Raw genomic sequence first — 24689 nt, 5'->3', positions numbered from 1 at the left:
ACCCCGCGTGAACAAGTCGGCCGCGGACACCAACGACGCTGGTCCAGCGGACACTTCGGAAGCCCACGCGTCGCTCACCGGCGCGGCCGCGACATACGAGCGACGGCTGGCCTCCCGCGCGGGTTCCGGTCCTTCGCCCGCCCCGGGTCGCTGGTGCTCACTCGGGGGTGAGAGTCGGTCGGGCTTGCGGGGCCACCGAGCCGACGGCCGTCGCGGCCAGCAGCGTCGCGACGGCGAGGGAGCCCCAGAGAGTGGCGGCGCCGTGGGCGGCGAGGGAGGTCATGACGGCCGGGGAGATCGCAAGGCCGAGGCCGCTGGAGAGCTGGAGCCGGGCCAGCGCCCGGCCCAGCGCGTGCGGCGGTGCGGTGGCTGCGACGAGCGCGGTGGCGCTGCCCGCGTAGAGGACCTCGCCGAGGGTGCACAGGACGGACACCGCGGTGATCACGGGTGCGGCCAGCCCGTGGCGCAGCGGAGTCGCCAGGAGAAAGCCGAGGTAGGACAGGGTGAGGACCATCCCGGCCGTCATCAGGGTGATGTGGCGGGGGAAGCGGGACATCCTGACGGTCACACCGACTTGCAGGGCGACCACCAGCACCGTGTTGATGACGAAGATTCCCGCCGACCAGACCGGGGAGGCGCGCACCTGGGTCGCCAGGACCAGGGGAAGGGCGACTTCGGGGACGTTGAGGCAGAAGGCGAGGACGACGTTGGCCAGGAGAACCGTGCTCATGGACGAAGCGGGCGCGGCCGGCGCAGAGGAGGCCGGGCGGGTGGGCGGAGCGGCGGAGACATGGACCGACCACGCCAGCGCCGCCGCCGTCGCGTAACCGACAGCGGTGGCCGCGGCCAGCGCTTTGAGGGCCGGAGTGCCACCGGCCAGGCAGGCGGTGGCGACCAGCGCGCCGACGCCCATCCCCGCGTTGCGCACTGACCGCGCGGCGGCCAGGGCGGCGTCGCGGGTACGGCCGCTGGAGACGGTGGTCACGAGTGCGGCGTGCGCCGCGGGCCACGCCTGGTTGCCGATGCCGAGGAAGAGCGCGGCGGCCGCGAACATCCCCGGGCTTCCGCTGGGGGCGGCCAGCAACAGCACCACGCCGAGGACGCGTACCAGCATGGCCGCGGCCACGGCGTCGCTGCGCGCGCCCCGGTCCAGCCAGCGGCCGAGTGCGGGCGTGCAGGCCAGACCGGTGACGATGCCCGCCGTCATGGCGATGCCGGTGGTCGTGGCGGACAGCCCCAGCACCTTGATCCCGTAGAGCAGCAGGAACGGCCGCAGCAGGCCGGTGCCGAGCGCGTCCACGGCCAGGGCGACGGTGTAGCGGGGACCCCCGGATGCCTGAACGAGTCCGCGGGGCATGGTGATCGTCATGCCGTCACCGTGCGCGGCCGCGCCCCGGCCGGTCACGCCGGTTGACGGTTCGCGTCAACCGGGGCCGCGCCGACCTCGTCGACCGGCGATGATGGGCGGGTGACTCTGCGCATCGACATCGCCGGAGTACCGCCGGAACGGCTGTGCTTCGCCGCCTCGCCGCTCGCCGAGCTGACGGCGATGCTGCATGTGCTCGCCGCTCCGGAGCATCACCCGCATCTGGCGGCGTGGTCCGCGGGTGTCCGAGCCGCGCTGCGTCCGGAGCTGGCGGAGCGGCTGCGGGAGGCCGAGTTCCTGTGGCGGTCGTCGCGCGCGGATTTCCTGCTGCCGGCCCGGCCGCGGGCGACCCTCGTCGAGGAACTCGACGACGTCGACCACCTCGACGACGACGCCTACGTGACCTCCGCGCTGATCACGACCTGCGGCAGCAGCCGCCTGTTCTTCGCCGGGCCGTCCCCGCTCGCCGACGCCGGGGCCCGTGCGCGTGCCCTGGACCGGGCGCAGGCACGGGGCACACTCCAGGAGGCGTTCGCCGAACGTCTCCTGGCGGACCCGACCGGCGTCCGGGCCCGGGTGCGCGAGACGCTCGAGCAATGCGGCGAGGCGTTCTTCGATGCCGCCTGGCCCGGCGTCGCCACCCAACTGGCGGCGGACATACGCCTCAAGGCCGATCTCAGGGCCCGGCAGGGACTCGGCTCCGCCCTGGCCTCGGTATCGGCGGCCGTCACCCTGGACCGCGACGGCGAGCGCATCCTCGTGGACAAGCTGCAGGACAACGCGAGCAGCGCGCGCGGATCGGGCGTCACGTTCATCCCCAGCGTGTTCGGGCATCCGCACCTCGTCGCGGTGCACACCGCCGGCCGCCGACCCACCCTGCAGTATCCGGTCGCGGAACGCGGCGCGTCCGGGGCGGTGCCGCTGGAGACGGTCCGGCTGCGGCTGGAGGCACTGGCCCACCCGGTCCGGCTGCGGCTGGTACGCACCCTCGCCCGCGGCCCCCACACCACCGGCGAACTGGCGGACGCCTGGGGCCTGACCCCGCCCGAGGTCTCCCGCCACCTGGCCCTGCTGCGCCGGGCCGGCCTGCTCACCTCCCGGCGCCGCGGCCGCTACGTCCACTACGCACTCGATCTCACCGCCGCGACAACGCTGGGCGCGGACCTCGTGGCGGCGGTGCTGCGCTGACCCCGCGTACCGAGCGAGGCGGGTCAGCCGGGGAGGGTCGTGGCCACCTCGTGGAGGAAGCGCACCGGGCGCAGCAGGTCGTCATAGGACAGCGGCGGTGTGCCCGTGCGGGCCATGCGCAGGAACGTCTTGAGGCCGGGGAGCAGGTAGTGGTCGTCGAGGGGCAGGGTGCGCTGGGCGATGGCCTCGCGTGAGACGACCATGGCGTGGAAGGGGATCTGCGCGGTCTCGGTGGGGCGCACCAGGTTGACCACGACGCGGGTGGCGCCCGCGACGGCCGTCGCCGTGATGGCCGTCGCGGAGCGTTCGACGCGGATGTCGCCGAGCGCGCCGGGAGCCAGCCGCAGCGCCACGTCCACCGCGTGGACGCCGTAGAAGAAGACCCCGCCGTACGGGCTGTCCGGGTCGGCCGGGCCGGATGCGACGACGACCTGCGCCGCGCCCTGGGCCGCCGCCTCGGCGGCGAGGGCGTCGGTGTCGGGCAGCCAGCGCAGCGCCGAGTACGAGGTGAGCGGGGCGTCGTGCGCGCGGGCGGCCGCGATGATCGCCTCCGCGTCCGCCACGTCGCAGGCGAGCGGCTTGTCCACGAAGACCGGCAGGCCCTGCTGGAGGAACGGCACGGCGTGGGCGCGGTGCAGGCCGCCGTCCCGGTCGGTGACCATGACCGCGTCGACCAGGCCCAGCAGGTCGGTGGGCGCGTCGACGATCCGCTCCACCGCGCCCCTGGCCCGCAGGAGTTCGTTGCGCCGCGAGGCGCCGCCGCTCAGCGCCACCACGCGGGCGCCGTCGCCCAGGGCCTTGACGTTGAGGTGGTCGACGATGTGGTCGACGTGGCTGCTCTCCGTGCCGATGATGCCGATGCGCATGGCTCCATCATCCGGGACGCCGCTCGGAGCGATCCGCGGGCACCGGCCGAGGCACCGTTCCGCGCGCTGCTGCGCGCGTCGTTCCGGGTGTCGTTCCGGTGTCGTTCCGCGCGCTGTTCCGCGTGTTGTTCCGCGCACCGCCGTGCGATCGGCTCCTCGGCCGCGCCGCCGGGCGGACGGTCATCGCCCCAACGCGGCCGCCTTGCCCAGCAGTACGGACCGCTCGCGGGCGTTGCGGCACAGCCGGGCGGCGAGTTCCAGCTCGGCCCGGGCCTCGGCGGTCCGGCCGAGCCGGGTGAGCAGTTCGCCCCGCACGCTCGGGAGCAGGTGCGACCCCGACAGGGCGCCGGAGGAGGCCAGTTCGTCCACCATGCGCAGCGCCCGCCGCGGTCCGCTCGCCATCGCGACGGCCACGGCCCGGTTGAGCTCGACCACGGGTGAGGGGGCAACCCGGCCGAGCGCCTCGTAGAGGAGCACGACGCGCTCCCAGTCGGTCTCCCGCACCGAGGGCGCCGTGTCGTGGCAGACCGCGATGGCCGCCTGGAGGCCGTACGGTCCGAGGCCCCGCCCGGCGCTCGTGGCCCGGCCGAGCGCGGCCAGACCGCGGCGGACCGCCGACCGGTCCCACAGGCGCCGGTCCTGGTCCGCCAGGAGCACCGCCTGCCCGTCGGGCCCGGTACGCGCCGGAAAGCGCGCGGCGGTGAGCTCGAACAGCGCGAGCAGGCCGTACACCTCCGGCTCGGCGGGGAGCAGCGCGGCCAGCGTCCGGGCCAACCGGACGGCCTCGTACGCCAGGTCGGGGCGCAGCAGGCGGTCGCCTGCCGTCGCCGTCGAGCCCTCCGTGAAGATCACGTACAGGACGCTGAGGACGGCGCCGAGCCGCTCGCGCCGCTCCTCGGGCGGCGGAAGCGCGAACGGTACGCGCGCCGCGGCGATCGTCTTCTTCGCCCGGGTGATCCGGGCCTGGACGGTCGGGGTGGGCACGAGGAACGCGCGGGCGATCTCCTCACTGGACAGGCCGCCCACCACCCGCAGGGTGAGCGCCACCCGGGCCTCGGGCGAGAGCACCGGGTGGCAGGCGGTGAACATCAGCGCGAGGACGTCGTCGTCGATCCGGTCGGGGTCCCACGGCAGGTCGTCCGGACGGCCGGGCGCGGCCCGCCCGCCCGAACTGAACTGGCCCTCGCCCAGTTGGCCCGCGAGCAGGGCGTACCGCTCGTCCAGCGCCGACCTGCGGCGGAACGCGTCGATAGCCCGCCGCCGCGCGGTCGCCAGCAACCAGCCCACCGGCTCGGCCGGCGCACCGTCGCGCGACCAGGTGACGAGGGCCTCCGCCAGCGCCTCCTGCGCGACGTCCTCGGCGAGCGCGAAGTCCCCGGTGAAACGGGCCAGCGCACCGACGATCCGCGCGGACTCGATCCGCCAGACGGCCGAGGCGGCCCGCCGCGCCGCCTCGGCGCGCCGCGTGCCGTCGAGACCAGGTGTGCCGGCGACACGTGGTGTGCCGCCGACACCTGGTGTGCCGGCGACACCCGGTGTGCCGTCGCCCCCCGACGCGCCACCGACGCCCGCGGGCATCAGATCTGCCCGGTCCGCTCCCGCCACGCCCGCTCCCTGATGATCCACTCGTTGTCCTGCGGAAACTCGTCGATGCCCGGCACCCGGCGGACCTCGCACTTCGAGCCGGCCACCGCCGGGAGGCGCTTGGCCCACTCGACGGCTTCCTCCTTGGAAGCGACGTCGATCAGGTAGAAGCCGCCGAACAGCTCCTTCGTCTCGCCGTACGGACCGTCGGTGACCACCGGGGCCGGTCCGCCGAAGTCGACCACCACACCCTGCGACGGGTCGTCCAGCCCCTCGGCGGCCACGAGTACGCCCGCCCGGATCAGCTCCTCGTTGAAGCTCCCCACGGTCGAGAGCATCTCCTCGAAGGGTGTGGACATCATCGTCGCGACGGACTCGTCGGTGCCGCGCATGATCAGCATGTACTTCGCCATCGTCGGTCTCCTTGCTCGGGGGTCGCCGATCGGCCCTCTCTCTCCCAGGTCGAACGGCGACGTCGCGGATCGACACGGCAGCGCATCGAGAAGGCAGCGGATCGAGAGGGCAGCCGAACACGAACGGTCCGCTTCGGGCAAGCGCCTTCGTCCCGCAGCGGGGCGGGCACGTCCGCGACCGCGCCCCCCGGAGCCCCGTGAGCCCGCCGCGGGCCGGCCTTCCGGCGCACCTCAACAGACGGCGCCGAAGCGGACGTTGCCTGCACGACACACGTACAGGAGGTCCTCCGTAACAGCCGGCTGCCAGAGTCCGCTGCGGCCAGCGAAGGAAAGGGGACATGACAGTGACCCAGTTCAACCGACGTGCGTTCTTGCGTGCGGTGGGTGCCACCGGCGGAGCGGGTGCCATGCTCGCCACCATGGGAGCGCTCGGCCTGACCCAGACGGCCGAGGCGGCCGGGCAGGAGGCCGCGAACTACCGTGCGCCGCGCAAGGGCGACTTCACGCTCTCCGGGCGGGCCGCCGCGAAGGTCGTCGTGCTCGGCGGCGGCATCGCCGGGCTCGCCACCGCGTACGAACTCGGCAAGGCCGGATACGACTGCACGATCCTCGAAGCCCAAAACCGCCCCGGCGGCCGCAACTTCACCATCCGCGGCGGCACCACCACCACCGACCTGTACGGCAACAAGCAGACCGCCCGATTCTCCGACGGCCAGTACATGAACGCCGGCCCGGCCCGCCTCGCGCAGTGGATGGTCACCCTCGACTACTGCCGCGAACTGGGCGTGCCCATCGAGGTGTTCACGAACGTCAACGCGGACGCCTTCCTCTACAACGAGTCCGCCGGCATGACCGCCCCGATGCGCTACCGCGTGGCGAAGGCGGACGTGTTCGGCTACGCCACCGAACTCCTGGCCAAACTCACCGACCAGGGCGCGCTCGACCAGCAGTTGACCGGGTCGGACAAAGAGCGCCTGATGGACTTCCTCAAGGACTACGGCGACCTCGGCGACACCCTGGACTACAGCGGCAGCACCCGGCGCGGATACAGCGTGTGGCCCGGTGCCGCGGGCCAACCCGGCGTGGTGGCCGGCGACGTGCCGTCGGCGTCGGACGTCTTCGCCACCGGCGTCGGCCGCTACTTCTCCTTCGAGTTCGAGTTCGACCAGGCCATGCTGATGTTCCAGCCGGTCGGCGGCATGGACCGAATACCGTACGCGCTCGCTCGTGCCGTCGGCGGGCACCGCATCCAGTACGGCAGCGCCGTCACGCGGATCACCGACACCGAGCACGGCGTCACCGTCACCTACGAGCGCGACGGCCGTGCCCGCAGCCTCACCGCGGACTTCTGCGTGTCCGCGATGCCGCCCAACATCCTGGCCAAGGTCCCGCACAACCTCGGCTCCGGCGTGCAGTCCGCGCTGGAGGCGATCAAGCCGTCGTCCGCGGCCAAGATCGGCCTGGAGTACAAGTCCCGCTGGTGGGAGACCGATTACCGCATCTACGGCGGCATCACCGAGACCGACCTCGACGTCACGCACATCTGGCACCCCTCCTACGGCTTCCACGGCGAGCGGGGCCTGATGATCGGCTACTACAACACCGGTTCGAACGCGGACTCCTACGCTCCGCTCACCCCGGCCCAGCGTGAAGCCCGTGCGGTGGCGGCCGGCGTGAAGATCTACGGCGCCAAGTACCGTTCCGAGCTGGCCAGTTCGTTCTCGCATCACTGGCGCCAGTTCCCCTACCAGGAAGCCGCCTGGCACAGCACCCCCGGCGGCCCGGACGACCCCCGGTACAAGCCGCTCACCCAGCCCACCGGCCGGGTCTACTTCGCCGGCGACTGGCTGAGCTACATGGACGCGTGGCAGCACGGCGCGTTCACCTCGGCCCGCAGCGCGGTCACCGCGCTGCACCAGCGCGTCCTCGCCTGATCGCCGGAGCCGCGCCGCCTTCCCGGAGAAGGCCACGCGCGGCGCCGGGCGGATACCCCGCTGGGTATCCGCCCGGTCCCCGCCGCTACTTCGGGTCTCGGTCGAACAGCGCCGACGACCAGCGGTAGCCGAGTGCGGTCAGGCCGACGCACCAGATCAGCGCGATCCACCAGTTGTCGCCGATCCCGGTGCCCAGCAGGAGCCCGCGCAGGGTCTCGATGGCCGGGGTGAACGGCTGGTACTCGGCGATCGGCCGGAACCAGCCGGGCATCGTGTCGGCCGGGATGAAGGCGCTGGAGATGAGCGGGAGGAGGACCAGCGGCGTGGCGCTGTTGCCGGCTGCCTCAGCGTTCGGGCTGGCCATGCCCATCCCGACCGCGATCCAGGTGAGCGCCAGGGCGAAGAGCGCGAGCAGGCCGAACGCCGCCAGCCACTCCAGGGCCGTGGCGTCCTTGGACCGGAAGCCGATCGCCACGGCGACGGCACCGACGAGGACCGCGCTGGCCAGCGACTGGAGCACGCTCCCGACGACGTGCCCGATGATCACGGAGCCGCGGTGGATCGCCATCGTACGGAAGCGGGCGACGACTCCCTCGGACATGTCCATGGCGATGGAGACCGCCGCTCCGACCACGGTGCTGCCGACGGTCATCATCAGGATGCCCGGCACGATGTAGGCGATGTACGCGGAGCGGTCGGCGCCGCCACCGATCCCCGCGCTCATCACGTCGCCGAAGACGTAGACGAACAGCAGCAGGAGCATCAGCGGCGTGAGCAGCAGGTTCAGGGTCAGGGACGGGTAGCGCCGCACGTGCAGCAGGTTGCGGCGCAGCATCGTGTTCGAGTCGCGCACGGCGAGGGAGAGCGAGCTCATCGGGCTTCCTCCTGGGGGTGGTCGGACCCGCCCGTCGCGGCGCCGCCGGTCAGGGCGAAGAACACGTCGTCGAGGTCGGGGGTGTGCACGGACAGTTCGTCCGCCTCGACGCCGGCCGAGTCCAGCCGGTCGAGGAGGGCGCGCAGCGCGCGCTGGCCGCCGTCGTGCGGGATCTGCAGCGACAGCGCCGCGTCGTCCCTGGCGGCGTCGCGCAGGGCGACGGCGGCGGACTGGTACGCGGAGGGGTCGGTGAACCGCAGCCGTACGTGCCCGCCCGGGACGAGCCGCTTCAACTCGTCGGGGCTGCCCTCGGCGGCGATCGTGCCGTCGCTCAACACCGCGATGCGGTCGGCGAGTTCGTCGGCCTCGTCCAGGTACTGGGTGGTGAGGAAGACGGTCACGCCGCCGGCGACCAGCTCGCGGATGATCCCCCACATGGTGTGGCGGCTGCGCGGGTCGAGGCCGGTGGTCGGCTCGTCGAGGAAGATGATCCGCGGGGCGCCGACCAGGGTCATGGCGATGTCGAGACGGCGCTTCATGCCGCCGGAGTAGGTGGAGGCGGGCTTCTTCGCGGCCTCCACCAGGTCGAAGCGCTCCAGCAGTTCGGCGGTGGTGCGGCGGCCCTCGCGGCGGGGGAGGTGGTGCAGGTCCGCCATGAGGAGCATGTTCTCCTCGCCGGTGACCAGGTTGTCGACGGCGGAGAACTGGCCGGTGACGCCGATCGCGCCGCGCACCCCGTGCGGCGCCGCGTTCACGTCGTGGCCCGCGACCTGGGCCTGGCCGGCGTCGGCGGTGATGAGGGTGGAGAGGATGTTGACGACGGTGGTCTTGCCGGCGCCGTTCGGCCCGAGCAGGGCGAAGACGGAGCCGGCCGGGATGCGCAGGTCGATGCCGTCGAGGACGAGCTTGTCCCCGTAGGACTTGCGCAGGCCGAGCGCGGAGATGGCGGCGGGTGGATAGGGGTCGGCATGCCTGGGCGTGGGCATGACAGAGGAAGCCATGGGCTCTCCCGTTCGAGTCGAGGCGAGGCAAGGCGGGGCGGGGCAGGGGTGGGGTGCGAGCGTGAAGGGTGAGGCGAGGCAAGGCGTGGCGGGGCGGGGGTGGGGTGCGAGCGTGAAGGGTGAGGCGTGAGGGGCTAACCGCGGGGCGGAGCGGGCGGGTTGGCGGGGCCGGTGCTCAGGGTCGGCGGGCAGCGGCGGCGGTGCTCAGGGTCGGCGGAGCCGGTACGCAGGGTCGCGGGGCGGGCGCTCAGAGCCGGCTGCGGCGCACGTCGATGTTGCCCCACCGGGTCCGGGCGCGGACCTCGACGGTGTCCTCCGTCTCCTGCGGGACCCCGGCCTCGGCGAGTGCGTTGCGCACCTGCCCGTGCTCGGAGCTGACGTCGAGCCAGGCGGCGGTGCCCTCGCGGACACCGACCTCGATGGCCCCGTAGGACGTGTCCAACTGGACTTTTCCGCGCGCGACTTCGGCGAGACCCAAGGCCCCGTGGGCGGTGGTGGCGGTGACCGATCCCTCGGCGCGCGCGATGTCGATGTTGCCGTGCGCACCGCTCACCCGCAGGTCGCCGATCGCGGCGCCTACGGTCGTGGCGCCGTGCGAGTTCTTCAGGACGGCCGGGCCGTCGATGGTGCCGACGCGCAGGCTGCCGAAGCTGGCGGTGATCTCGGCCGTGCCCTCGATCCGGTCGATGGTGACCGCGCCGTACGAGGCGGCCAACTGGACGGGCCCGGTCGTGTCGAAGCGGACGTCACCGCCCGAGGTCTTCACCCGGACCTCGCCGAACCGGCCCTCGCCGAGCACCCGGGTCCAGGAGCCGGTCACCTCCACGCCCGAGCCGGTGGGCAGGTCGACCATCACGTCGACGGAGCCGGTGGGCCCGACGAGATAGCGCTGCTTCGTCCTGACGGTCAGGACGCCGCTCGCGTACGTGACTTCGGTCTGCTCGGCGGCCCGCACGTCCCGGTCCCGCTTCGGGTCGCGCGGCCGTACCTCGACGACCGTGTCGGTGCGGTCGGCCGCGGTGAACTGGATGGAGCCGGCGCCCACGTGGGCGATGACCGAGATCGGTTCGGGGGTGTCGAAAGAAGGCATGGCTGTACCGTCCTCGCGAGTCGTTTCGGCGTCCGCGCTGGTGGGACGCGGTAAGGGTGGGAGTGGGCGGGTGAGTGCGCGTGCGGGTGGTGCGCGTTGGCGTGGGCGCGGTCAGCGCACCCAGCCGGTGAAGCTCTGTCCGATGGTGCGGGTCTTCTCCGTCCTGCGCGGCTGCGTGCCACCGCCGACCGCGGCCGACACGGCCCGGACCAGCCACGCGTTGACCGACAGGCCCTCGCGGCTCGCGGCCTCCTCGGCACGCGCCTTGAGGTGCGCCGGCAGGCGCAGGTTCACGCGGGCGGTGCCGCCCTCGTCCCCGTCGTCGGGCGCCTGCCCCTTGAGCGGTTCCACGGGCGCGGCCGGCTCCGCGGGACCGCTGTCGGAGGGCGGCAGCGTCACCACGAAGTCCGGGTCGAGCCCGCGCAGCCGTACGTCGACGGAGCCCGGGGCGAGCTCGCGGGTGACCTCGTCCATCGCGGCGGAGAGCACGTTGAGCATGGCCAGCCGGGTCGCCGACTCCAGCGGAGCGGTGAGCCGCTCGGCCAACTCGCGGGCATCCTCCCCGCCGGCCTCGGCGGCCACGGCAAGTTCGCGACGAAGGGCGTCGACATACGGGTTCAGATCCATGACGCCATCATGGCACCACATTGGCGCCACGCGCAACCCCTTCACCCCACCACGACGCCACCCCTCCCGAACCACCCCTCCCACCTGCAGAAACGAGCAGAGCCAGCCTGAGCCAGCGCGGCACCACCCGGCTCCCCGCCACCATGACGGCACACGAATGGCGCCAGCTGGCACCACCTCGCACCACGTGACACCACACCACACCCCCACCACCCCCGCCCGCGCTCGCGCGTCCACCGCCGGGTGGTGTGGGCGAGGCTGAGGCGCCGCCGCAAGAGGGCGGCGCCGGGAGGGCTCAGGTGGTGCGGTCGCGGGGGCGGATCAGGATCGCGACGGTGATCGTGAGCGCCGCGCAGAGGGCGCTGACGCCCAGTTGGGTGAGGCGCCAGGACCAGGTGAGCGCGGACAGTTCCGCCGTGGCGTGGAGACGGTCGGCGCTGAGGTGGCCGGAGCTGACGGCGGCGGCGTGGGGGCGGTCGCGGAGCCGGTGGGTGAGCAGCCCGAGGAGGGAGGCGCTGAAGCCGGCGATGACCAGCGCTTCGGCCGCCCCCCGGAGCGTGTTGAGGAATCCCGCGGCCATGCCGACCGACTCCGGGGGGACCAGGCTCATGGCCTGCCCGTCGGTGATGCCGAAGGACGCGCCCATCCCGGTACCGATCATCAGCAGCGGTACGGCGATCACGGCGACCGTGTGCTGGCCCCGCAGCGCGGTGAGCCAGAGGTTCCCCGCGACGACGAGGACCAGGGCGCCGAGGATGAGCAGCCGGGGCGAGCGGCCCTTGCCGATCAGGGCGACGGCGACCAGGGGCATGAAGAGGACAGGCGCGGTCAGGAGCAGCATCGTGACACCGGCGAGCGCCGGAGACATGCCGGTGGCGGTCTGGAGGTAGGTCGGAAGGAAGACCAGCACGCCGAGGAACCCGACGGACGTGGTCAGCGTGGCCAGGCTCCACCCCAGGAACCCGCGGTTCGCCACGAGCGAGGGCGCCAGTACGGGCATCGCGCTGCGCCGTTGCACGAGCGCGAACAGGATCAGGACCAGCAGGGCCGCGGCCAGTGCGGACACGATGAGCGGGTCGCCCCACCCGGCCGTGGGGCCTTGCAGGACCGCGGACATCACGAGGGTCAGCGCCGTGATGAACAGGACGCTTCCCACCGGGTCGCCGGCCCCTCCCGGGGCGCGGGACTCGCGAAGGCGCAGGGCGCCCAGGGCGACGGCGAGACCGACGAGCGCGAACACGACGAAGCCGCCGCGCCATCCGGTGACGGCGATCAGCAGTCCGGCGAGCGTCGGGCCGACCGCGATGCCGACCCCGGCCATGGTGCCCATCAGCGCGAACGCGCGGTTACGGGCCGCGCCGTCGAAAGTGTGGGCGAGGATCGCGCCTCCCGCGGCCATGACGCCCGCGCCGCCGGCGCCGGAGACGACCCGGGCGAGGTCGGTGACGACGATCGAAGGGCTCGCGGCGGTCACGACGAACCCCACGGCGAAGACCAGGGCGGACATGACGAAGACCCGTCTGCGGCCGATACGGTCCGCGGTCGACCCGGCGACCAGGGTGGTCGCCGCGAAGGCCAGGTTGTAGCCGCCGACCACCCAGTTCAGGGCCGACCCCGACGCGTCCAGGTCGGCGCCGATGTCCGGCAGTGCCACCGCCGTACCGGAGATCGACATCGCCACCAGCACGACGCCGACCAGGACCACCGGGAGGGTCCGGTTCGCTGGTTCCACCGCAGGGCCGGACCCCCTGGCACCGGTGCCCTGGGCCGCGGTTTCCGTATTCATGGGACTCGCCTTCGCCGAGGGATGAGCGTGTTTCCGGCGCCAGCCCACCGCCTCGACCGCGGTTGAGGTCAACCCCCCTCGACTGCGGTCAACCCCTCGATCCCGCCGGCCCGCCGGGTCCCCCCGGCGGCGTGACCCGCCCACGCCCGGAGCGCGCTCCCCCTACCGCGGCTTCCGGCGCGGTGGCTCCTGCAACCGGACTGGGCCCGGGCCCTTGTGCTGAAGTGCGTCGTCGGGGTTGAGCAGGACGCAGGCCCGCATCGACAGGCAGCCGCACCCGATGCAGCCGGTGAGTTCGTGTTCGAGTTGCTCCAGGACCCGCCGGCGCTCCTGCAACTGGCGCTTCCAGCGCCGCGACATCCGCTGCCAGTCCGCATCCGTCGGCGCACGGTCCTGCGGGAGGGCGGCGAAGACGGTCGCGAGGTCGGAGAGGGGGATGCCGAGGCGGCGGGCGACGATGATGAGCGAGACGCGCCGCAGCATATGGCGCGGGTAGAGACGCTGGTTGCCGCTGTTGCGGGTGGAGAAGATCAGGCCCTTGCGTTCGTAGAAGTGGAGCGCGGAAGCGGACACTCCGGTTCGTCTCGTCACCTCGCCGACCGCGAGGGGAACGTCCGGGTCGACGTGCCTGTCCTGCGTCATGGCCGGCCCGAGCCCGACACCCGCCGCTCCCCCGCCATGCAACGGCCCGAGCCCGGCACCCGGGGCTCCCCCACCCCGCAACGGCCCGAGCCCGACACCCGCGGCTCCCCCGCCATGCAACGGCCGGGCGTAGCGGCGGACGGTCCACGGGCGGCACGGGTCGCCGTACACGTGGCAGCGCCGGCCGATGCGTGCGCGATCGCGATCACGGCAGAGATGTCCTTTCCCGCGGTGGCTGCCTCGACGCTACGACCTCAACCGAGGTTGAGCTCAAGCCGCACCGGACGGCCGCGGGTGGTGGGGGTAACCCCCGTTCGAGGACGCCGGGTTGCCGCAGTGCACAGACACCTGTGCACGGACGACTGTGGAGCCATGCCCCAGCAACCCGGCTCCGGTGAACTCCCCGCGGCGCGAGGCGCCTTCGCGACGCCCGTCGAACTCGGCGACCTCGCCACGCTCAAGGCCCTCGCCCACCCCCGCAGGCAGGCCGTCTTCCAGCACCTGACCCTGCACGGCCCGGCCACGTCGGCGATGCTCGCCCGAGCCCTCGGGCTGAACACCGGCGCGACCAGCTACCACCTGCGCGAACTGGCCAGATACGGCTTCGTCGAGGAGACGGACGGCGGTCCGAGCGCGCACCGCGAGCGGTGGTGGCGGATGGTTCCCGGGGACCGCCGCTTCCCGCCGCGCAGCCGCCAGAGTCCCGAGATGCGGCAGGTCATGGATGAGCTCAACCACCATGCGTACGCCGGGGACCTGGAGCTCTTCGAACGGCTGCAACGGGACGCCGAGGACGGTCCCTGGGCGGACGCGTTCCTCTACTCGCGCGGCAGTGTCCGGCTCACGCTGCCCGAACTCAGGTCCTTCTTCGAGGAGTACATCGCCCTCCTCAACCGCTACAAGCGGCCCGAGTCCGAAACGCCGCCCGGCGCACGCACGTTGCTGACCCGCTTCCTCGGATTCCCGGCGCCCGAGCCGACGGCTGAGCCGACGCCCGAGACGGTGAACGACTCGACGGCCGAACCGGTGAACGAGCCCGCTGCCCACGGCAGTTCGGAAGCCGGCCCGAAAAACGAGACCGCACACGACAGCAGGAAGGCCGACCACTCATGATGCTGCGCTACGCCCTGAAGACCGTCCGCGCGCGCAAGGCGGGCTTCCTCGGTGCCTTCGTCGCCCTGATGTGCGCGGCCGCCCTGATGACCGCGTGCGGCACGCTCCTGGACACGGGGCTGCGCGGCAGCGTCAGAACCGAGCGCTACGCCGCGGCCCCGATCGTGGTCTCCGCCGACCAGAACGTCCACCAGACCACCGTGAAGCACAAGAAGGGCAAGACCAAGGTCAAACACAAGGCCAAACCTGTCGCCGAACGCGCCTGGCTCCCGGCCGGCATCGCGGGCACCCTGTCCGCGACTCCGGGCGTCACCCGCGTCATCCCCGAACTCACCTTCCTAGCAGAGCCGTTGACCGCGAACGGCACCGGCGGGAGGAGCGCCTACGGACACGCCTGGGAATCCGCCGCGCTGACGCCGTACCGGCTCACCGCGGGCACCGCTCCCACGGCCGACTCCGACGTCGTGGTCGACGGCTACCTCGCCGGGCGCGCGCACCTCGAACCCGGTGACCGCCTCACCGTCCAGTCGACGCGGGCTCCGCGCACCTACCGCGTCAGCGGTGTCGCCGCCCCCGCCACGAGCGTGACCCACCAGACGTCCCTCTTCTTCTCCGCCGCCGAGGCGAGCCGGCTGGCCGCCCGCCCCGGGCAGGTCACCGCGTTCGGCGTGATCCCGGCGGCGGGCACCGATCCGGGCCGGCTGCGCGATGCCGTGGCTGCGGCGCTGCACGGCACCGGTGCCCAGGTCAGCACCGGAGGCGCCCGCGGTCCGGTGGAGTTCCTGGACGCCGCCGCGGCCCGCGTCAAGCTGGTCAGCATCGGCGGCGCGATGGGAGGCACCTCGCTGCTCGTGGCGGTGCTCGTGGTCGTGGGGACGTTCGCGCTCTCCGTCCAGCAACGCCTCCGCGAACTCGCCCTGCTCCGCGCCATCGCCGCCACCTCCGGGCAGATCCGCAAGCTGCTGGGACGGGAGGCCCTGATCGTCGGAGCGACCGCGGGAACGGCCGGGGCCCTGCTCGGGCTCCCCCTGGGCGACTGGCTGTACGCCCGGTTCACCGCTGCGGGCGCGGTGCCCACCACCCTCCAGCACACCTCCGGCTTCGTTCCCCCGCTCGCCGGCCTCGCCGTGACCCTGCTGGGCGCGTGGGCCGCCGCGCGCATCGCCTCGCGCCGCGTCGCCCGTATCCACCCGGCCGAGGCACTCACCGAAGCCCGGACCGAAACCACCCGGCTCTCCTACGGACGCCTCCTCGCCGGCCTCCTGCTGCTCGCCGGCGGCGGCGTCCTGGTCGCACTGCTCAGCAGCCTGCACACCGAACCCGCCTCCACACCGGTGACGTTCCTCGCCGTCGTCGTCCTGTCCACCGCCGTCGCGCTGCTCGGGCCGCTCCTGGTCAAAGCGGCCGCCCTTCTGCTGGCCGGACCGCTGCGCTGGTCCGGTCCCGGTGGCAGGCTCGCCACCGCCAACCTCCGCGGCAACGCCACCCGTATGGCCTCCGTCGTCACCCCCCTCACCCTGCTCGTCGCGATGACCTGCACGGTGCTCTTCGTGCAGTCCACCCTCGGCGACGCGGCTCGCGCCCAGGCCCGTGCGGGTGTCCTGGCCGACTGGGTGGTCGCCTCCCAGGGGCCCGGCGTCCCGTCCGAGGCGGCACGTCAACTGCGCACCCGGCACGACGTCGTCACCGAAGTGGTCCGTACGACCGTCCGGATCGGCTTCGACAAGTACCCGGCCCAGGGCGTCACGCCGGCCGGGCTCGCCCGCACCTGGGACCCGCACGTCACCGCCGGCTCCCTCGGCGGGCTCACCGAGCACAGCGTCGCGGTCAGCGAACTGGCCGCGCGCCAGCACCACGTGAAGCCCGGAAGCACCCTGAGACTCACCCTCGGCGACGGCACCCCCGCCACGCTCACCGTCGCCGCCGTCTACGCCAGGGGGCTCGGCTTCGGAGACCTCACCTTCGCGCACGACCTGCTCGCCCGGCACGTCGACAACCCGCTCGCCGCCTCCCTCCTCGTCAGCACGGACCGCACCCGCTCACAACTCGCCGCGAATCTGCGCGACTTCCCGGGCCTTCGGGTGCTCTCCCCCGCCGCCGCGGACTCCCTCCAGGCGCGGCGGCAGCAGACCGACGCGGAGGTCAACCTCATCGCCATGGGGCTCGTCCTGGCCTTCACCGCGATCGCGGTGGTCAACACCCTCGCCATGTCCGTCTCCGAGCGGGTCCGGGAGTTCGCGCTGCTGCGGCTGGCCGGGGCGACCCGCCGCCAGGTGCTGGGCATGCTGCGGACCGAGGCCCTGTCGGTCCTCCTGCTCGGCACCCTCCTCGGCAGCGGCATCGCCCTGGCCGTCCTGACCTCGTTCAGCATCGGCATGACGGGCCGCACGGCACCCGCCGTCACCCCGCACCTGTACGTGACGGTGGTCGCCGCGGCCGGACTCCTCGCGCTTGTCGCGACCGCGCTGCCCGGACGCGTGGCACTGAGGGTGCGGGCGGTGACGGTGGCGACGGCCCAGGAATGACGCGCGCGATCGGCCCGGCGCGGCCCGTCCCGGCAGATGGGCCCGCGAACGTACAGGGAGCGTCAAGGATCTCGCGGCGAACGGGCGTGCGGCGGGCTCGGGTGCGTTAATGGAAGCGGCGGCGCCGACCGGCGCCATGAAGTCCACGGGGGGACGCCATGGGGGAGTTCTCGGGTATCGACCCGACCGCGCTGAAGCAGATGATCTCGTCGTTCGACGGTGACCGGCAGCATCTGCGGGACCTGGTGTCGCGCTACATGGGGCAGTTCACGGCGAAGGGGCTCGACACCCAGGACCTGAGCAGTCTCCTGACGATCTGCGGCTGGCTGGACGACGAGTCGCCGAAGCTCAAACGGCGGGAGACCCTGGCCGCCGCGGCGGCCGCGGGCAACGGGCCGGACATGCACATGGTGCAGATCCCGGAGCCGGTCACCGAGTCGTCCGCGCAGGCGCAGGCGGACGGCAAGAAGCTGGCCCAGCAGTTCAACGCCAACAACGGCGGCGACAGCAAGGCCGGCGACCAATACCACACGCTCGCCCAGGAGTTGCTGGCACACCAGGACGACCCGGACTACTGCGCGGCCTTCTACGCCAACCTCACCCCGTCGGAGGCCACCTCACTGCCCACGCTGCTCGCCTCGACCCACAGCAGCACCGCCGGCAGCGACCTGACGGTCTTCAGCCACGCCCTCGGCACGGCGACCGACGCCGCCTACCCGGTGCCGGGCTTCGACAAGGTCGTCTCGTACTACACCTCGCCCCTGCCCAAGGGCTCCAACAGCGCGGCCTGGAACCGGGCCGCGATGCTCCAGTACGGCAACTTCTCCACGGACTTCCTGGTCAAGACCACCCGGGCGGCCGGGATGGACCAGTTCGCCAAGGACCCCAAGCAGAACTTCAGCAGCGACCCGTTCGACGCCGCCGACGTGCTCGGGCTGCCGAAGGACGTCGTGGCACTCGACCTCCACGCGCTGTCCCCGAACGAGGCCGCCACCCAGCAGGTCTTCGCCAACATGGGCCAGGACCCGGGCAAGACCGACCTGAACGGCAACCTCAAGTCCCTTGCCTCATACGTCGGTTCACAGCACGACGCGGACATGACCGCCGCGTTCCAGGCCACCCTCATGGCAGGCTCCGGCGACCACTCGACCCAGGGGCCGTACGGCTCGTACTACGCCCCGGTCCTGCACTCCGGAACCGAGACCGACTTCGCCACCGCCGCGATGAGCGCGCTCAGCGGCAGCAACGCCAAGCAGAGCGACTACCAGGACTTCATCGCCACCACCTTCGAGATGTTCGGCACGCCCGCCGGCGCCACCCCGCAGCAGACCGGCACCCAGACCGCGACACTGCTGAAGCTGACCCAGAGCGCCGACCCGAAGTGGCCCGCCACCCGCACCGCGATCCACTCCGCCGCCGACCAGGCCGAAGCGGGCAAGAACGACACCGGCTTCATGCAGGGCTACTACGGCAACGGCGGCGCCGACCTCGAATCGAACCTGGCGCTCGAACTCCACGCCATGGACGGCACCCACGGCGGCACCGTGCTCAGCCCGGACTCGACCAAGATCCTCGGCGAGTTCGGCGACAACCTGGCGGCGGCGACCCAGCTCAGCAAGGCCGGCAACCTCCCGCAGTTCGACGCGAAGACCTTCACCTCCCCCCACGACATGTGGTCGGCGAGCATGCTCGTCAAGTACGGCCCCTCCGGCGACAAGTGGGAACCCACGTTCCTGACGAACATGGGCGACGCCGCCCTGCACTGGCGCGCCGACCAGAAGGACAACCTGCGCCCGAGCTACACCCCCGGGGACATGAGCATCGGTACGGTCGACAGCTGGATCGACCCGGACAAGGACCCCTGGTACAAGGAACTCGGCCTGCACGAGGACAACTTCACCAAGAGCATCAGCCAGCAGCAGGACATCGCGCGGGGAGTGTCCGCCAACGACCCCAGCCTCGCGGTGCTGTCCAAGCTCGGCGAGAACCAGCAGGCGTCCCGCGACCTGCTCTCGGGCGGGGACGGCAAGTTCGCCGCCGAGCAGCTCGTCAACGCCAACTGGCAGACACCCGGAATCAGCGACGACTCCGAGTTCCCCTCCCAGGTCCTCCTGCAGGCGACCAAGCGCGGCAGCGGCAACAAGGACATCGACACCGACGCCACGCAGGCCGCCGCGAACGTCTTCCAGGCCGGCGCGAGCCACTACAAGTCCGGCGGGCAGCAGTTGCCGCCGAAGCTGGGGGTCGCCCTCGCCGACGTCGCCGGAGCCTACGTGCCGGACTTCACGAGCGCGCAGACCCACATGGGCTCGGCGGGATTCGAGGTCGACCACGACGCGAGCGGCCGGCCACAGATCAACGCCAACCCCACGGACCTGAACCTCTTCATGCACGAGTTCATGAACGGCAACCCCGCGGCCGCCGGCGACTTCCGGGCCGCCGTGCACGCCAACATCACCACCGAGAGCGCCCGTTACCAGGGCGACAGCTCCTCGAAGGACGCCAGCACGGTCCTCACCAACCTGGGCCGGCTCGACGGCAGCATCGACAACGTCATGAGCGACCTGAAGTACCAGCCGGCGGCGAAGGCCGACGCGCAGGCGCAGAACGACGCGATGTACGCGTGGATCGCGGGCGGCCTGATCGGTCCGCTCATCCCGGAGGAAGCGCCCGCGATCGTGGCCATGGCCAACGGTGGCGGCAGCGCCTGGCTCTCCTACCAGTTCTCCACTACCCACGCCGCCGACGTCACCAACGCGGCGCAGAAGGCCGACTTCCAGGAGGAGCAGTCCCTCCAGATACCGGCGGCCAACGGCCTCATCCACGCGGGCACGATCAACCCGCCGCCGTACGCCTGGTACCACGACGGGAACTTCGACATGACCAAGTTCAACGGGACCGAGTACGACCGGTGGTTCGACGGGCTGCCCACCTCCCAGCAGAACACCATCAACCAGCTCTCCAACTACGCGAAGGAGGGCCACTCGCAGACCACCTCCGAGCACACAGGGAGCTCGAACAATGTCAACTGACGGAGCTGAGCGGGTGGCCGGAACGGTCGCGGGCGGGTCTGGGGTGGGCGGGTCTGGGGCCCGCGGATCTGGCGCGGGCAGATCTGGCGCGGGCGGATCTGGGGCGGGTCGGCGGGTACGGCCGGCGCGCGGACGCGGTACGGCCGCGTCCACCGTCGCCGTCTCGGTCGCGGTCGCCTTGGTCGGGCTGGTCGCGGTGGCCGGCTGCGGCGGCAAGGGGAAGCCGCACGCGCCGAAGCCGGGGCAGGCCGCGCTGCTCGGGACGTACGACGGCAGCACCACCGTCGGCCAGGCGCTGGGCTCCCTTCATCCGAACGGGGCGGCCACCGACGCCGCCGGCACCACCTATCTGCTCAACTCCCCGGCCCTGACCGGGCTGAGCGCCACCGGCAAGGGGAAGACCTTCCCCACGACCGGGAACCTCTTCGACGCGACCCCGCCGGAGGGCCTCGTGGCGATGCCGGACGGTTCGGTCGTGTTCGGGCACGGCGCCGAAGTGGTCCGGCTCGACCCGAAGAGCGGGAACACCTCGGTCCTGGCCGGCGACGCCGACCGGACACGTCCCTACAACACCTCGGCTCCCGCCACCGCGACGGCCGGCGACGTCCGCTTCACCAAAGCGGTCACCCCGGTCGGGGTGACCCGTGCGGGCGCGGTCGTGCTCGTCGACGACCGCGCGCTGTGGTCGCTGTCGTCCGGCCGGCTCACCCGCGTCGCACAGCAACCGGTCGGCCACGGCAAGGACACCACCTTCCTCAACGTGGGCGACGCCGTGGCCCCCGACGGCACGACGTACCTGCGAGGGACGAAGAGCAGTTCCACCACCCTCGCCGACGTCCGCGTGGTCTCCCCCCAGGGCGGGACGACCGCGTTGCCCCTGCCCGCATCCGTCGCCGGCGTCAACGGCCGCCCCGCCGACCTCACCACCACCTGGCTCGCCTCCGACGGCGCCGACGGCCTCTACGTCCACGCGGTACAACTCACCCACGGCAACGGCGACTACGTCCTCCACCTCCACGACGGCACCGCCACCCTGCTGCTGTCCGCGAAGCCCTCCACGAGCGCCGCCAAGAGCGGAACCTGCGACGTCCACCACCCCGTCGACGCCACCCGCTTCCCCTGCGCCCTCCCCCGCACCCTGACCTACCACGCCGGCCAGCTGACCCTCGCCGGCGAGAAGTCCTACGTCGTCCGCCTCCCGGCGACCCAGGAATGAACCCCCGCACCCGTCCCGCCGCCACGGCGCTGGCCGGCGCACTGCTCGCACTGCTCGCACTGGCCGCGTGCGGCGGGGGCGGCACCGGGTCAGGCCCGGCTGCTGACGGGCCCGACCCGGCGGACGGGGGCTACCGGCGCCGCTCCCCGCGCGGCGCGGGCCTTCAGCTCGCGGTGGCGGCGGTGTAGCGGGCGCTGACGTCGGTCCAGTTCACCAGGTCCCACAGCTTGGTGACGTAGTCCGGGCGGACGTTCTTGTACTGGAGGTAGTAGGCGTGCTCCCAGGCGTCGAAGACCAGCAGCGGGGTGGTGCCCTGGCCGACGTTGCCGTGGTGGTCGTAGACCTGCTCGATGATCAGCCGCTTGCCCAGCGGCTCCCAGCCGAGCACGCCCCAACCGGAGCCCTGTACGGACGCGGTGGCGGTGGTGAGCTGCTTCTTGAACGCCTCGAAACCACCGAGGTGCTCGTCGATCGCGGTGGCCAGCGCGCCGTCGGGGCGGTCCCCGCCGTCGGGCGAGAGGTTCTGCCAGAAGATTGAGTGCAGGACGTGCCCGGAGAGGTTGAACGCGAAGGTCTTCTCCAGCCCGACCAGCCCGGTCGGGGTGATCGCGTCCTTGTCACGGGCCTCGGCGATCTGCTCCAGCGTGTCGTTCGCGCCCTTGACGTAAGCGGCGTGGTGCTTCGCGTGGTGCAGCTCCAGGATCTCCCCGGTGATCGCCGGCGCGAGCGCGGAGTAGTCGTACGGCAGGTCCGGAAGAGCGTAGGTGCCCATCAGGCACGGCCCCTTTCCACGATGGTCGTCAACATGCCACGACCCACCCTAGACCCCTATTGCGAAGAGCTTGCAACAGCTTCCATGTTGCAGGAGCATGGTGTCGGGCGGGGCCCGCCCGACAGCTTCCGGAAGCCCGCTTCCTCGCTGATCGTCTTTCACCCGGCACCCGCCGGCCGGCCGGCCCCGCCCACTGAGCACCCGTACGGCGACCGGCCTGGTGGCGCGGAAACCGCAGGTCACGGGCGTGAGGGACCTGCTGAGCCCTGGACCGGCCGTACACCCCTCGTGGCCCGGACCCGTCGTGGCCTCGAAGGCACGAAAACCACGGCGAGGTCCGGGAGTGCCGCACCGGTGGAGGAGCCACCGACCCTGCCGCAGTTCCGGACTCCCGCCGCAGCCGCCCGAAGGTCGTGTACGTTTGCTGCTGGTGTGCCGGGAAGTCTGGTCGGCGAATACGAGAGAACTCTCTTCGCTGATCGGGGTCTTCCATGGTGCTCGTCGTCTTCGGGGTGGCGCCGCTGGTCGCGGTGCCGCGGTCGGGTGTTGTCCCCCGGCCGGTGCGGCCGGCCTCCCCGCCCTTCCCGGTCGGCGGCGCGCTCGTCGGTGACGGCGGGCTCGGGCGCGTACGCAGCCCGCCAGGCAGCCCGATCGTCGCGGCCACCGCCGATCTCGGCCCGTTCACCGCCCTGTTCACCGCCCTGTTCACCGTGCCGTTCACCGGTGGCCGGCACCTCTCCTTCCGCGCGAGCCCGTGTCCGGCCGCGTTCGAGTCGCCCGGCGAGTCGCCCGGCGTCGCGCCCGGCGACGAACCAGGGCCGCCGCCCACGGCCCCTACCCAGGAGGCAGGACATGCGCGCTCGTGAACTCGCCCGGTCCTACCCGACCGTGACCCTCGGCAGCCCCGCGCTCGACGCGGCCCGGCTGCTGGCGGGCCGCGGACTGCCGGGGGTGCTGGTGGTGGACGCGGACGGCGCCCCGTACGCGATCGTGCCGGCCTCGCGGTTCGTACGGCTCCTGGTGCCGTCGTACGTGGTCGAGGACCCGACGCTGGCCGCCGTCGTCGACGAGCAGCACGCGGACCGGCTCTGCGCCGCGCTGGCGGACCGGGCGGTCGCCGACATCCTGCCGAGGGAGCGGACGGCGGCGCCCGTGGTCGCCGGTGACGCCACCGTGCTGGAGGTCGCGGCGCTGATGGCCCGCGAACGCAGCCCGCTGGTCGCCGTGATGGCGAAGGAACCCGACGGCACCCGCCTGCTCGGCGTGATCACCGCCTCCCATCTGCTGGACCGACTGCTCGGAGTGGCATGAACGACTGGCACGGCTGGGCGGCGCTGGCCGTCTTCATCGGCACCTACGCCCTGATCATCAGCGAGCGAATACACCGCGTCGCCGCGGCGATGGGCGGCGCGGCGCTGATGCTGCTGGTCGGGGCGACCGACGGCAACGCCGCCTTCTACTCCGAGCGCGCCGGCATCGACTGGAACGTCATCTTCCTGCTGATGGGCATGATGATGATCGTCGGAGTGCTCAAACGCACCGGCCTGTTCGAGTACCTCGCGATCTGGTCGGTGCGGAAGGCCCGGGCCCGGCCCTTCCGGGTGATGGTGATGCTCATCGCCATCACCGCGATCGCCTCGGCGCTGCTGGACAACGTCACCACCGTGCTGCTCGTCGCCCCCGTCACGCTGCTGATCTGCGAGCGTCTCGCGCTGCCGATCGCCCCGTTCCTGATCGTCGAGGTCTTCGCGTCGAACATCGGCGGCATCGCCACCCTCGTCGGCGACCCGCCGAACATCATCATCGGCAGCCGGGCCGGGCTGACCTTCAACGACTTCCTGGCGCACCTCGCGCCGCTGGCCGTGCTGCTGGTGCTGGTGCTGATCGGCCTGGCCCGGCTCATGTTCCGCTCCGCCTTCGTCTACGACGCCGACCGCGCCGCCGAAGTGCTCGCGCTGGACGGGCGCGAGGCGATCCGGGACGCGCGGCTGCTCGTCCAGGGGCTGACGGTGCTGGGCCTGGTGATCGCCGGGTTCGTGCTGCACCCGCTGATCGGGTTCGAGCCGAGCATCGTGGCGCTGCTCGGCGCGGGTCTGCTGGTGGCGGTCTCCACCGTGGAGACCGGCGAGGTGCTCGCCGAGGTGGAGTGGCCGACGCTGGCGTTCTTCGCCGGGCTGTTCGTGATGATCGGCGGGCTGATCGAGACCGGGGTCGTCGCCCACGTCTCCGACGCGCTCGCCGGCGCCGTCGGCGACAAGGAGTTCGGCGGCTCCATGCTGATGCTCGGCGCCTCGGGCGTGCTGTCCGGCGTCATCGACAACATCCCCTACGTCGCGACCATGGCGCCGGTCACCGCCGACCTCGTCCACCACCTCGGCGGTGCGAGCGACCACGTGATGTGGTGGGCGCTGGCGGCCGGCGCCGACCTGGGCGGCAACGCCACCGCGATCGGCGCGTCCGCCAACGTCGTCGTGCTCGGCATCGCCGAACGCTCCGGACGCCCCATCTCCTTCTGGCAGTTCACCCGCTACGGGCTCGTCGTCACCGCCGCGACGGTCGGCACGTCAGCGGTCTACCTGTGGCTGCGCTACTTCGCGCTGGCCTAGCGCCTGCCGCGACGACGTGCCGGCCCGCACGGTGCGCTCGTCCCTGCGCGGGCC

The 24689-nt window shown here is 72.5% G+C and carries 21 protein-coding genes; 10 read left to right on the top strand and 11 right to left on the bottom strand.

Features of this window, described 5'->3' with window-relative positions:
• Positions 1–157: 157 nt before the first annotated feature.
• Positions 158–1369 (bottom strand): MFS transporter, encoded by a 1212-nt coding sequence (locus tag AB0399_RS00375; protein WP_366409746.1) that lies wholly within the window; start codon positions 1367–1369, stop codon positions 158–160.
• A 99-nt stretch (positions 1370–1468) separates the two neighbouring features.
• On the opposite strand from AB0399_RS00375, the gene AB0399_RS00370 reads away from it, so the two are divergent.
• Positions 1469–2554 (top strand): DUF5937 family protein, encoded by a 1086-nt coding sequence (locus tag AB0399_RS00370; protein ID WP_366409745.1) that lies wholly within the window; start codon positions 1469–1471, stop codon positions 2552–2554.
• Positions 2555–2577: 23 nt separating this feature from the next.
• Here AB0399_RS00370 and AB0399_RS00365 read toward each other — a convergent pair whose 3' ends face one another.
• From AB0399_RS00365 to AB0399_RS00355, 3 genes are all read right to left on the bottom strand, one after another.
• On the bottom strand, positions 2578–3420 hold the full coding sequence (locus AB0399_RS00365; RefSeq protein ID WP_366409744.1) for a Gfo/Idh/MocA family oxidoreductase: 843 nt from the start codon (positions 3418–3420) through the stop codon (positions 2578–2580).
• Between the two features lie 180 nt (positions 3421–3600).
• Positions 3601–5025 (bottom strand): DUF6596 domain-containing protein, encoded by a 1425-nt coding sequence (locus AB0399_RS00360; RefSeq protein ID WP_366409743.1) that lies wholly within the window; start codon positions 5023–5025, stop codon positions 3601–3603.
• A complete protein-coding gene (locus AB0399_RS00355; protein ID WP_329366489.1) occupies positions 4998–5417 on the bottom strand; it encodes a YciI family protein in 420 nt (139 codons plus the stop codon). The genes AB0399_RS00360 and AB0399_RS00355 overlap by 28 nt, the downstream gene beginning before the upstream one ends.
• Positions 5418–5755: 338 nt before the next feature.
• Here AB0399_RS00355 and AB0399_RS00350 point away from each other — a divergent pair, with 338 nt between their 5' ends.
• The gene (locus tag AB0399_RS00350) at positions 5756–7351 is read left to right on the top strand and encodes an FAD-dependent oxidoreductase (protein ID WP_366409742.1); all 1596 of its coding nucleotides are present in this window, start codon (positions 5756–5758) and stop codon (positions 7349–7351) included.
• Between the two features lie 85 nt (positions 7352–7436).
• On the opposite strand, the gene AB0399_RS00345 is transcribed toward AB0399_RS00350, so the two are convergent.
• The 6 genes from AB0399_RS00345 to soxR form a co-directional block, all read right to left on the bottom strand.
• Positions 7437–8225, bottom strand: coding sequence for an ABC transporter permease (locus tag AB0399_RS00345; protein WP_366409741.1), 789 nt, complete (start codon positions 8223–8225; stop codon positions 7437–7439).
• The gene (locus AB0399_RS00340) at positions 8222–9211 is read right to left on the bottom strand and encodes an ATP-binding cassette domain-containing protein (RefSeq protein ID WP_329374087.1); all 990 of its coding nucleotides are present in this window, start codon (positions 9209–9211) and stop codon (positions 8222–8224) included. Before AB0399_RS00340 ends, AB0399_RS00345 begins: the two co-directional genes overlap by 4 nt.
• A gap of 262 nt (positions 9212–9473) precedes the next feature.
• Positions 9474–10316, bottom strand: coding sequence for a DUF4097 family beta strand repeat-containing protein (locus AB0399_RS00335; RefSeq protein ID WP_366409740.1), 843 nt, complete (start codon positions 10314–10316; stop codon positions 9474–9476).
• A gap of 111 nt (positions 10317–10427) precedes the next feature.
• Positions 10428–10943 (bottom strand): toxin-antitoxin system HicB family antitoxin, encoded by a 516-nt coding sequence (locus AB0399_RS00330; protein WP_328467209.1) that lies wholly within the window; start codon positions 10941–10943, stop codon positions 10428–10430.
• A gap of 295 nt (positions 10944–11238) precedes the next feature.
• Positions 11239–12729, bottom strand: coding sequence for an MFS transporter (locus tag AB0399_RS00325; RefSeq protein WP_366409739.1), 1491 nt, complete (start codon positions 12727–12729; stop codon positions 11239–11241).
• A gap of 162 nt (positions 12730–12891) precedes the next feature.
• A complete protein-coding gene (soxR, locus tag AB0399_RS00320; RefSeq protein WP_366409738.1) occupies positions 12892–13371 on the bottom strand; it encodes a redox-sensitive transcriptional activator SoxR in 480 nt (159 codons plus the stop codon).
• Positions 13372–13743: 372 nt separating this feature from the next.
• Between soxR and AB0399_RS00315 the strand changes: the two genes are divergently transcribed.
• The 5 genes from AB0399_RS00315 (at position 13744) to AB0399_RS00295 (ending at position 21445) form a co-directional block, all read left to right on the top strand.
• The gene (locus AB0399_RS00315; protein WP_366409737.1) at positions 13744–14484 is read left to right on the top strand and encodes a helix-turn-helix domain-containing protein; all 741 of its coding nucleotides are present in this window, start codon (positions 13744–13746) and stop codon (positions 14482–14484) included.
• On the top strand, positions 14481–17009 hold the full coding sequence (locus tag AB0399_RS00310) for an ABC transporter permease (protein WP_366409736.1): 2529 nt from the start codon (positions 14481–14483) through the stop codon (positions 17007–17009). The genes AB0399_RS00315 and AB0399_RS00310 overlap by 4 nt, the downstream gene beginning before the upstream one ends.
• A 158-nt stretch (positions 17010–17167) precedes the next feature.
• Positions 17168–20041, top strand: a complete 2874-nt coding sequence (locus tag AB0399_RS00305; RefSeq protein ID WP_366409735.1) for a DUF6571 family protein — start codon at positions 17168–17170, stop codon at positions 20039–20041.
• Between the two features lie 178 nt (positions 20042–20219).
• A complete protein-coding gene (locus tag AB0399_RS00300; protein WP_366409734.1) occupies positions 20220–21257 on the top strand; it encodes a hypothetical protein in 1038 nt (345 codons plus the stop codon).
• Positions 21254–21445 carry a hypothetical protein gene (locus AB0399_RS00295; protein WP_366409733.1) on the top strand — a complete coding sequence of 64 codons (192 nt, stop codon included), beginning with the start codon at positions 21254–21256 and terminating at the stop codon, positions 21443–21445. The genes AB0399_RS00300 and AB0399_RS00295 overlap by 4 nt, the downstream gene beginning before the upstream one ends.
• On the opposite strand, the gene AB0399_RS00290 is transcribed toward AB0399_RS00295, so the two are convergent.
• Positions 21421–22029 carry a superoxide dismutase gene (locus AB0399_RS00290; RefSeq protein WP_329366509.1) on the bottom strand — a complete coding sequence of 203 codons (609 nt, stop codon included), beginning with the start codon at positions 22027–22029 and terminating at the stop codon, positions 21421–21423. The genes AB0399_RS00295 and AB0399_RS00290 overlap by 25 nt on opposite strands.
• Before the next feature lie 491 nt (positions 22030–22520).
• Between AB0399_RS00290 and AB0399_RS00285 the strand changes: the two genes are divergently transcribed.
• The 3 genes from AB0399_RS00285 to AB0399_RS00275 are packed head-to-tail and all read left to right on the top strand — an operon-like array spanning position 22521 to position 24635.
• Positions 22521–22895 (top strand): hypothetical protein, encoded by a 375-nt coding sequence (locus tag AB0399_RS00285; RefSeq protein ID WP_366409732.1) that lies wholly within the window; start codon positions 22521–22523, stop codon positions 22893–22895.
• Positions 22882–23340: a CBS domain-containing protein gene (locus AB0399_RS00280; protein ID WP_366409731.1), complete on the top strand. Its 459-nt coding sequence runs from the start codon at positions 22882–22884 to the stop codon at positions 23338–23340. The genes AB0399_RS00285 and AB0399_RS00280 overlap by 14 nt, the downstream gene beginning before the upstream one ends.
• Positions 23337–24635: an ArsB/NhaD family transporter gene (locus AB0399_RS00275; RefSeq protein ID WP_366409730.1), complete on the top strand. Its 1299-nt coding sequence runs from the start codon at positions 23337–23339 to the stop codon at positions 24633–24635. Before AB0399_RS00280 ends, AB0399_RS00275 begins: the two co-directional genes overlap by 4 nt.
• Positions 24636–24689: the final 54 nt, after the last annotated feature.

It is taken from the genome of Streptomyces sp. NPDC088194, from assembly GCF_040702025.1.
GTDB lineage: Bacteria > Actinomycetota > Actinomycetes > Streptomycetales > Streptomycetaceae > Actinacidiphila.
Note: the sequence above shows the minus strand (reverse complement) of the source record. Positions and strands in the feature narration are given on the sequence as shown.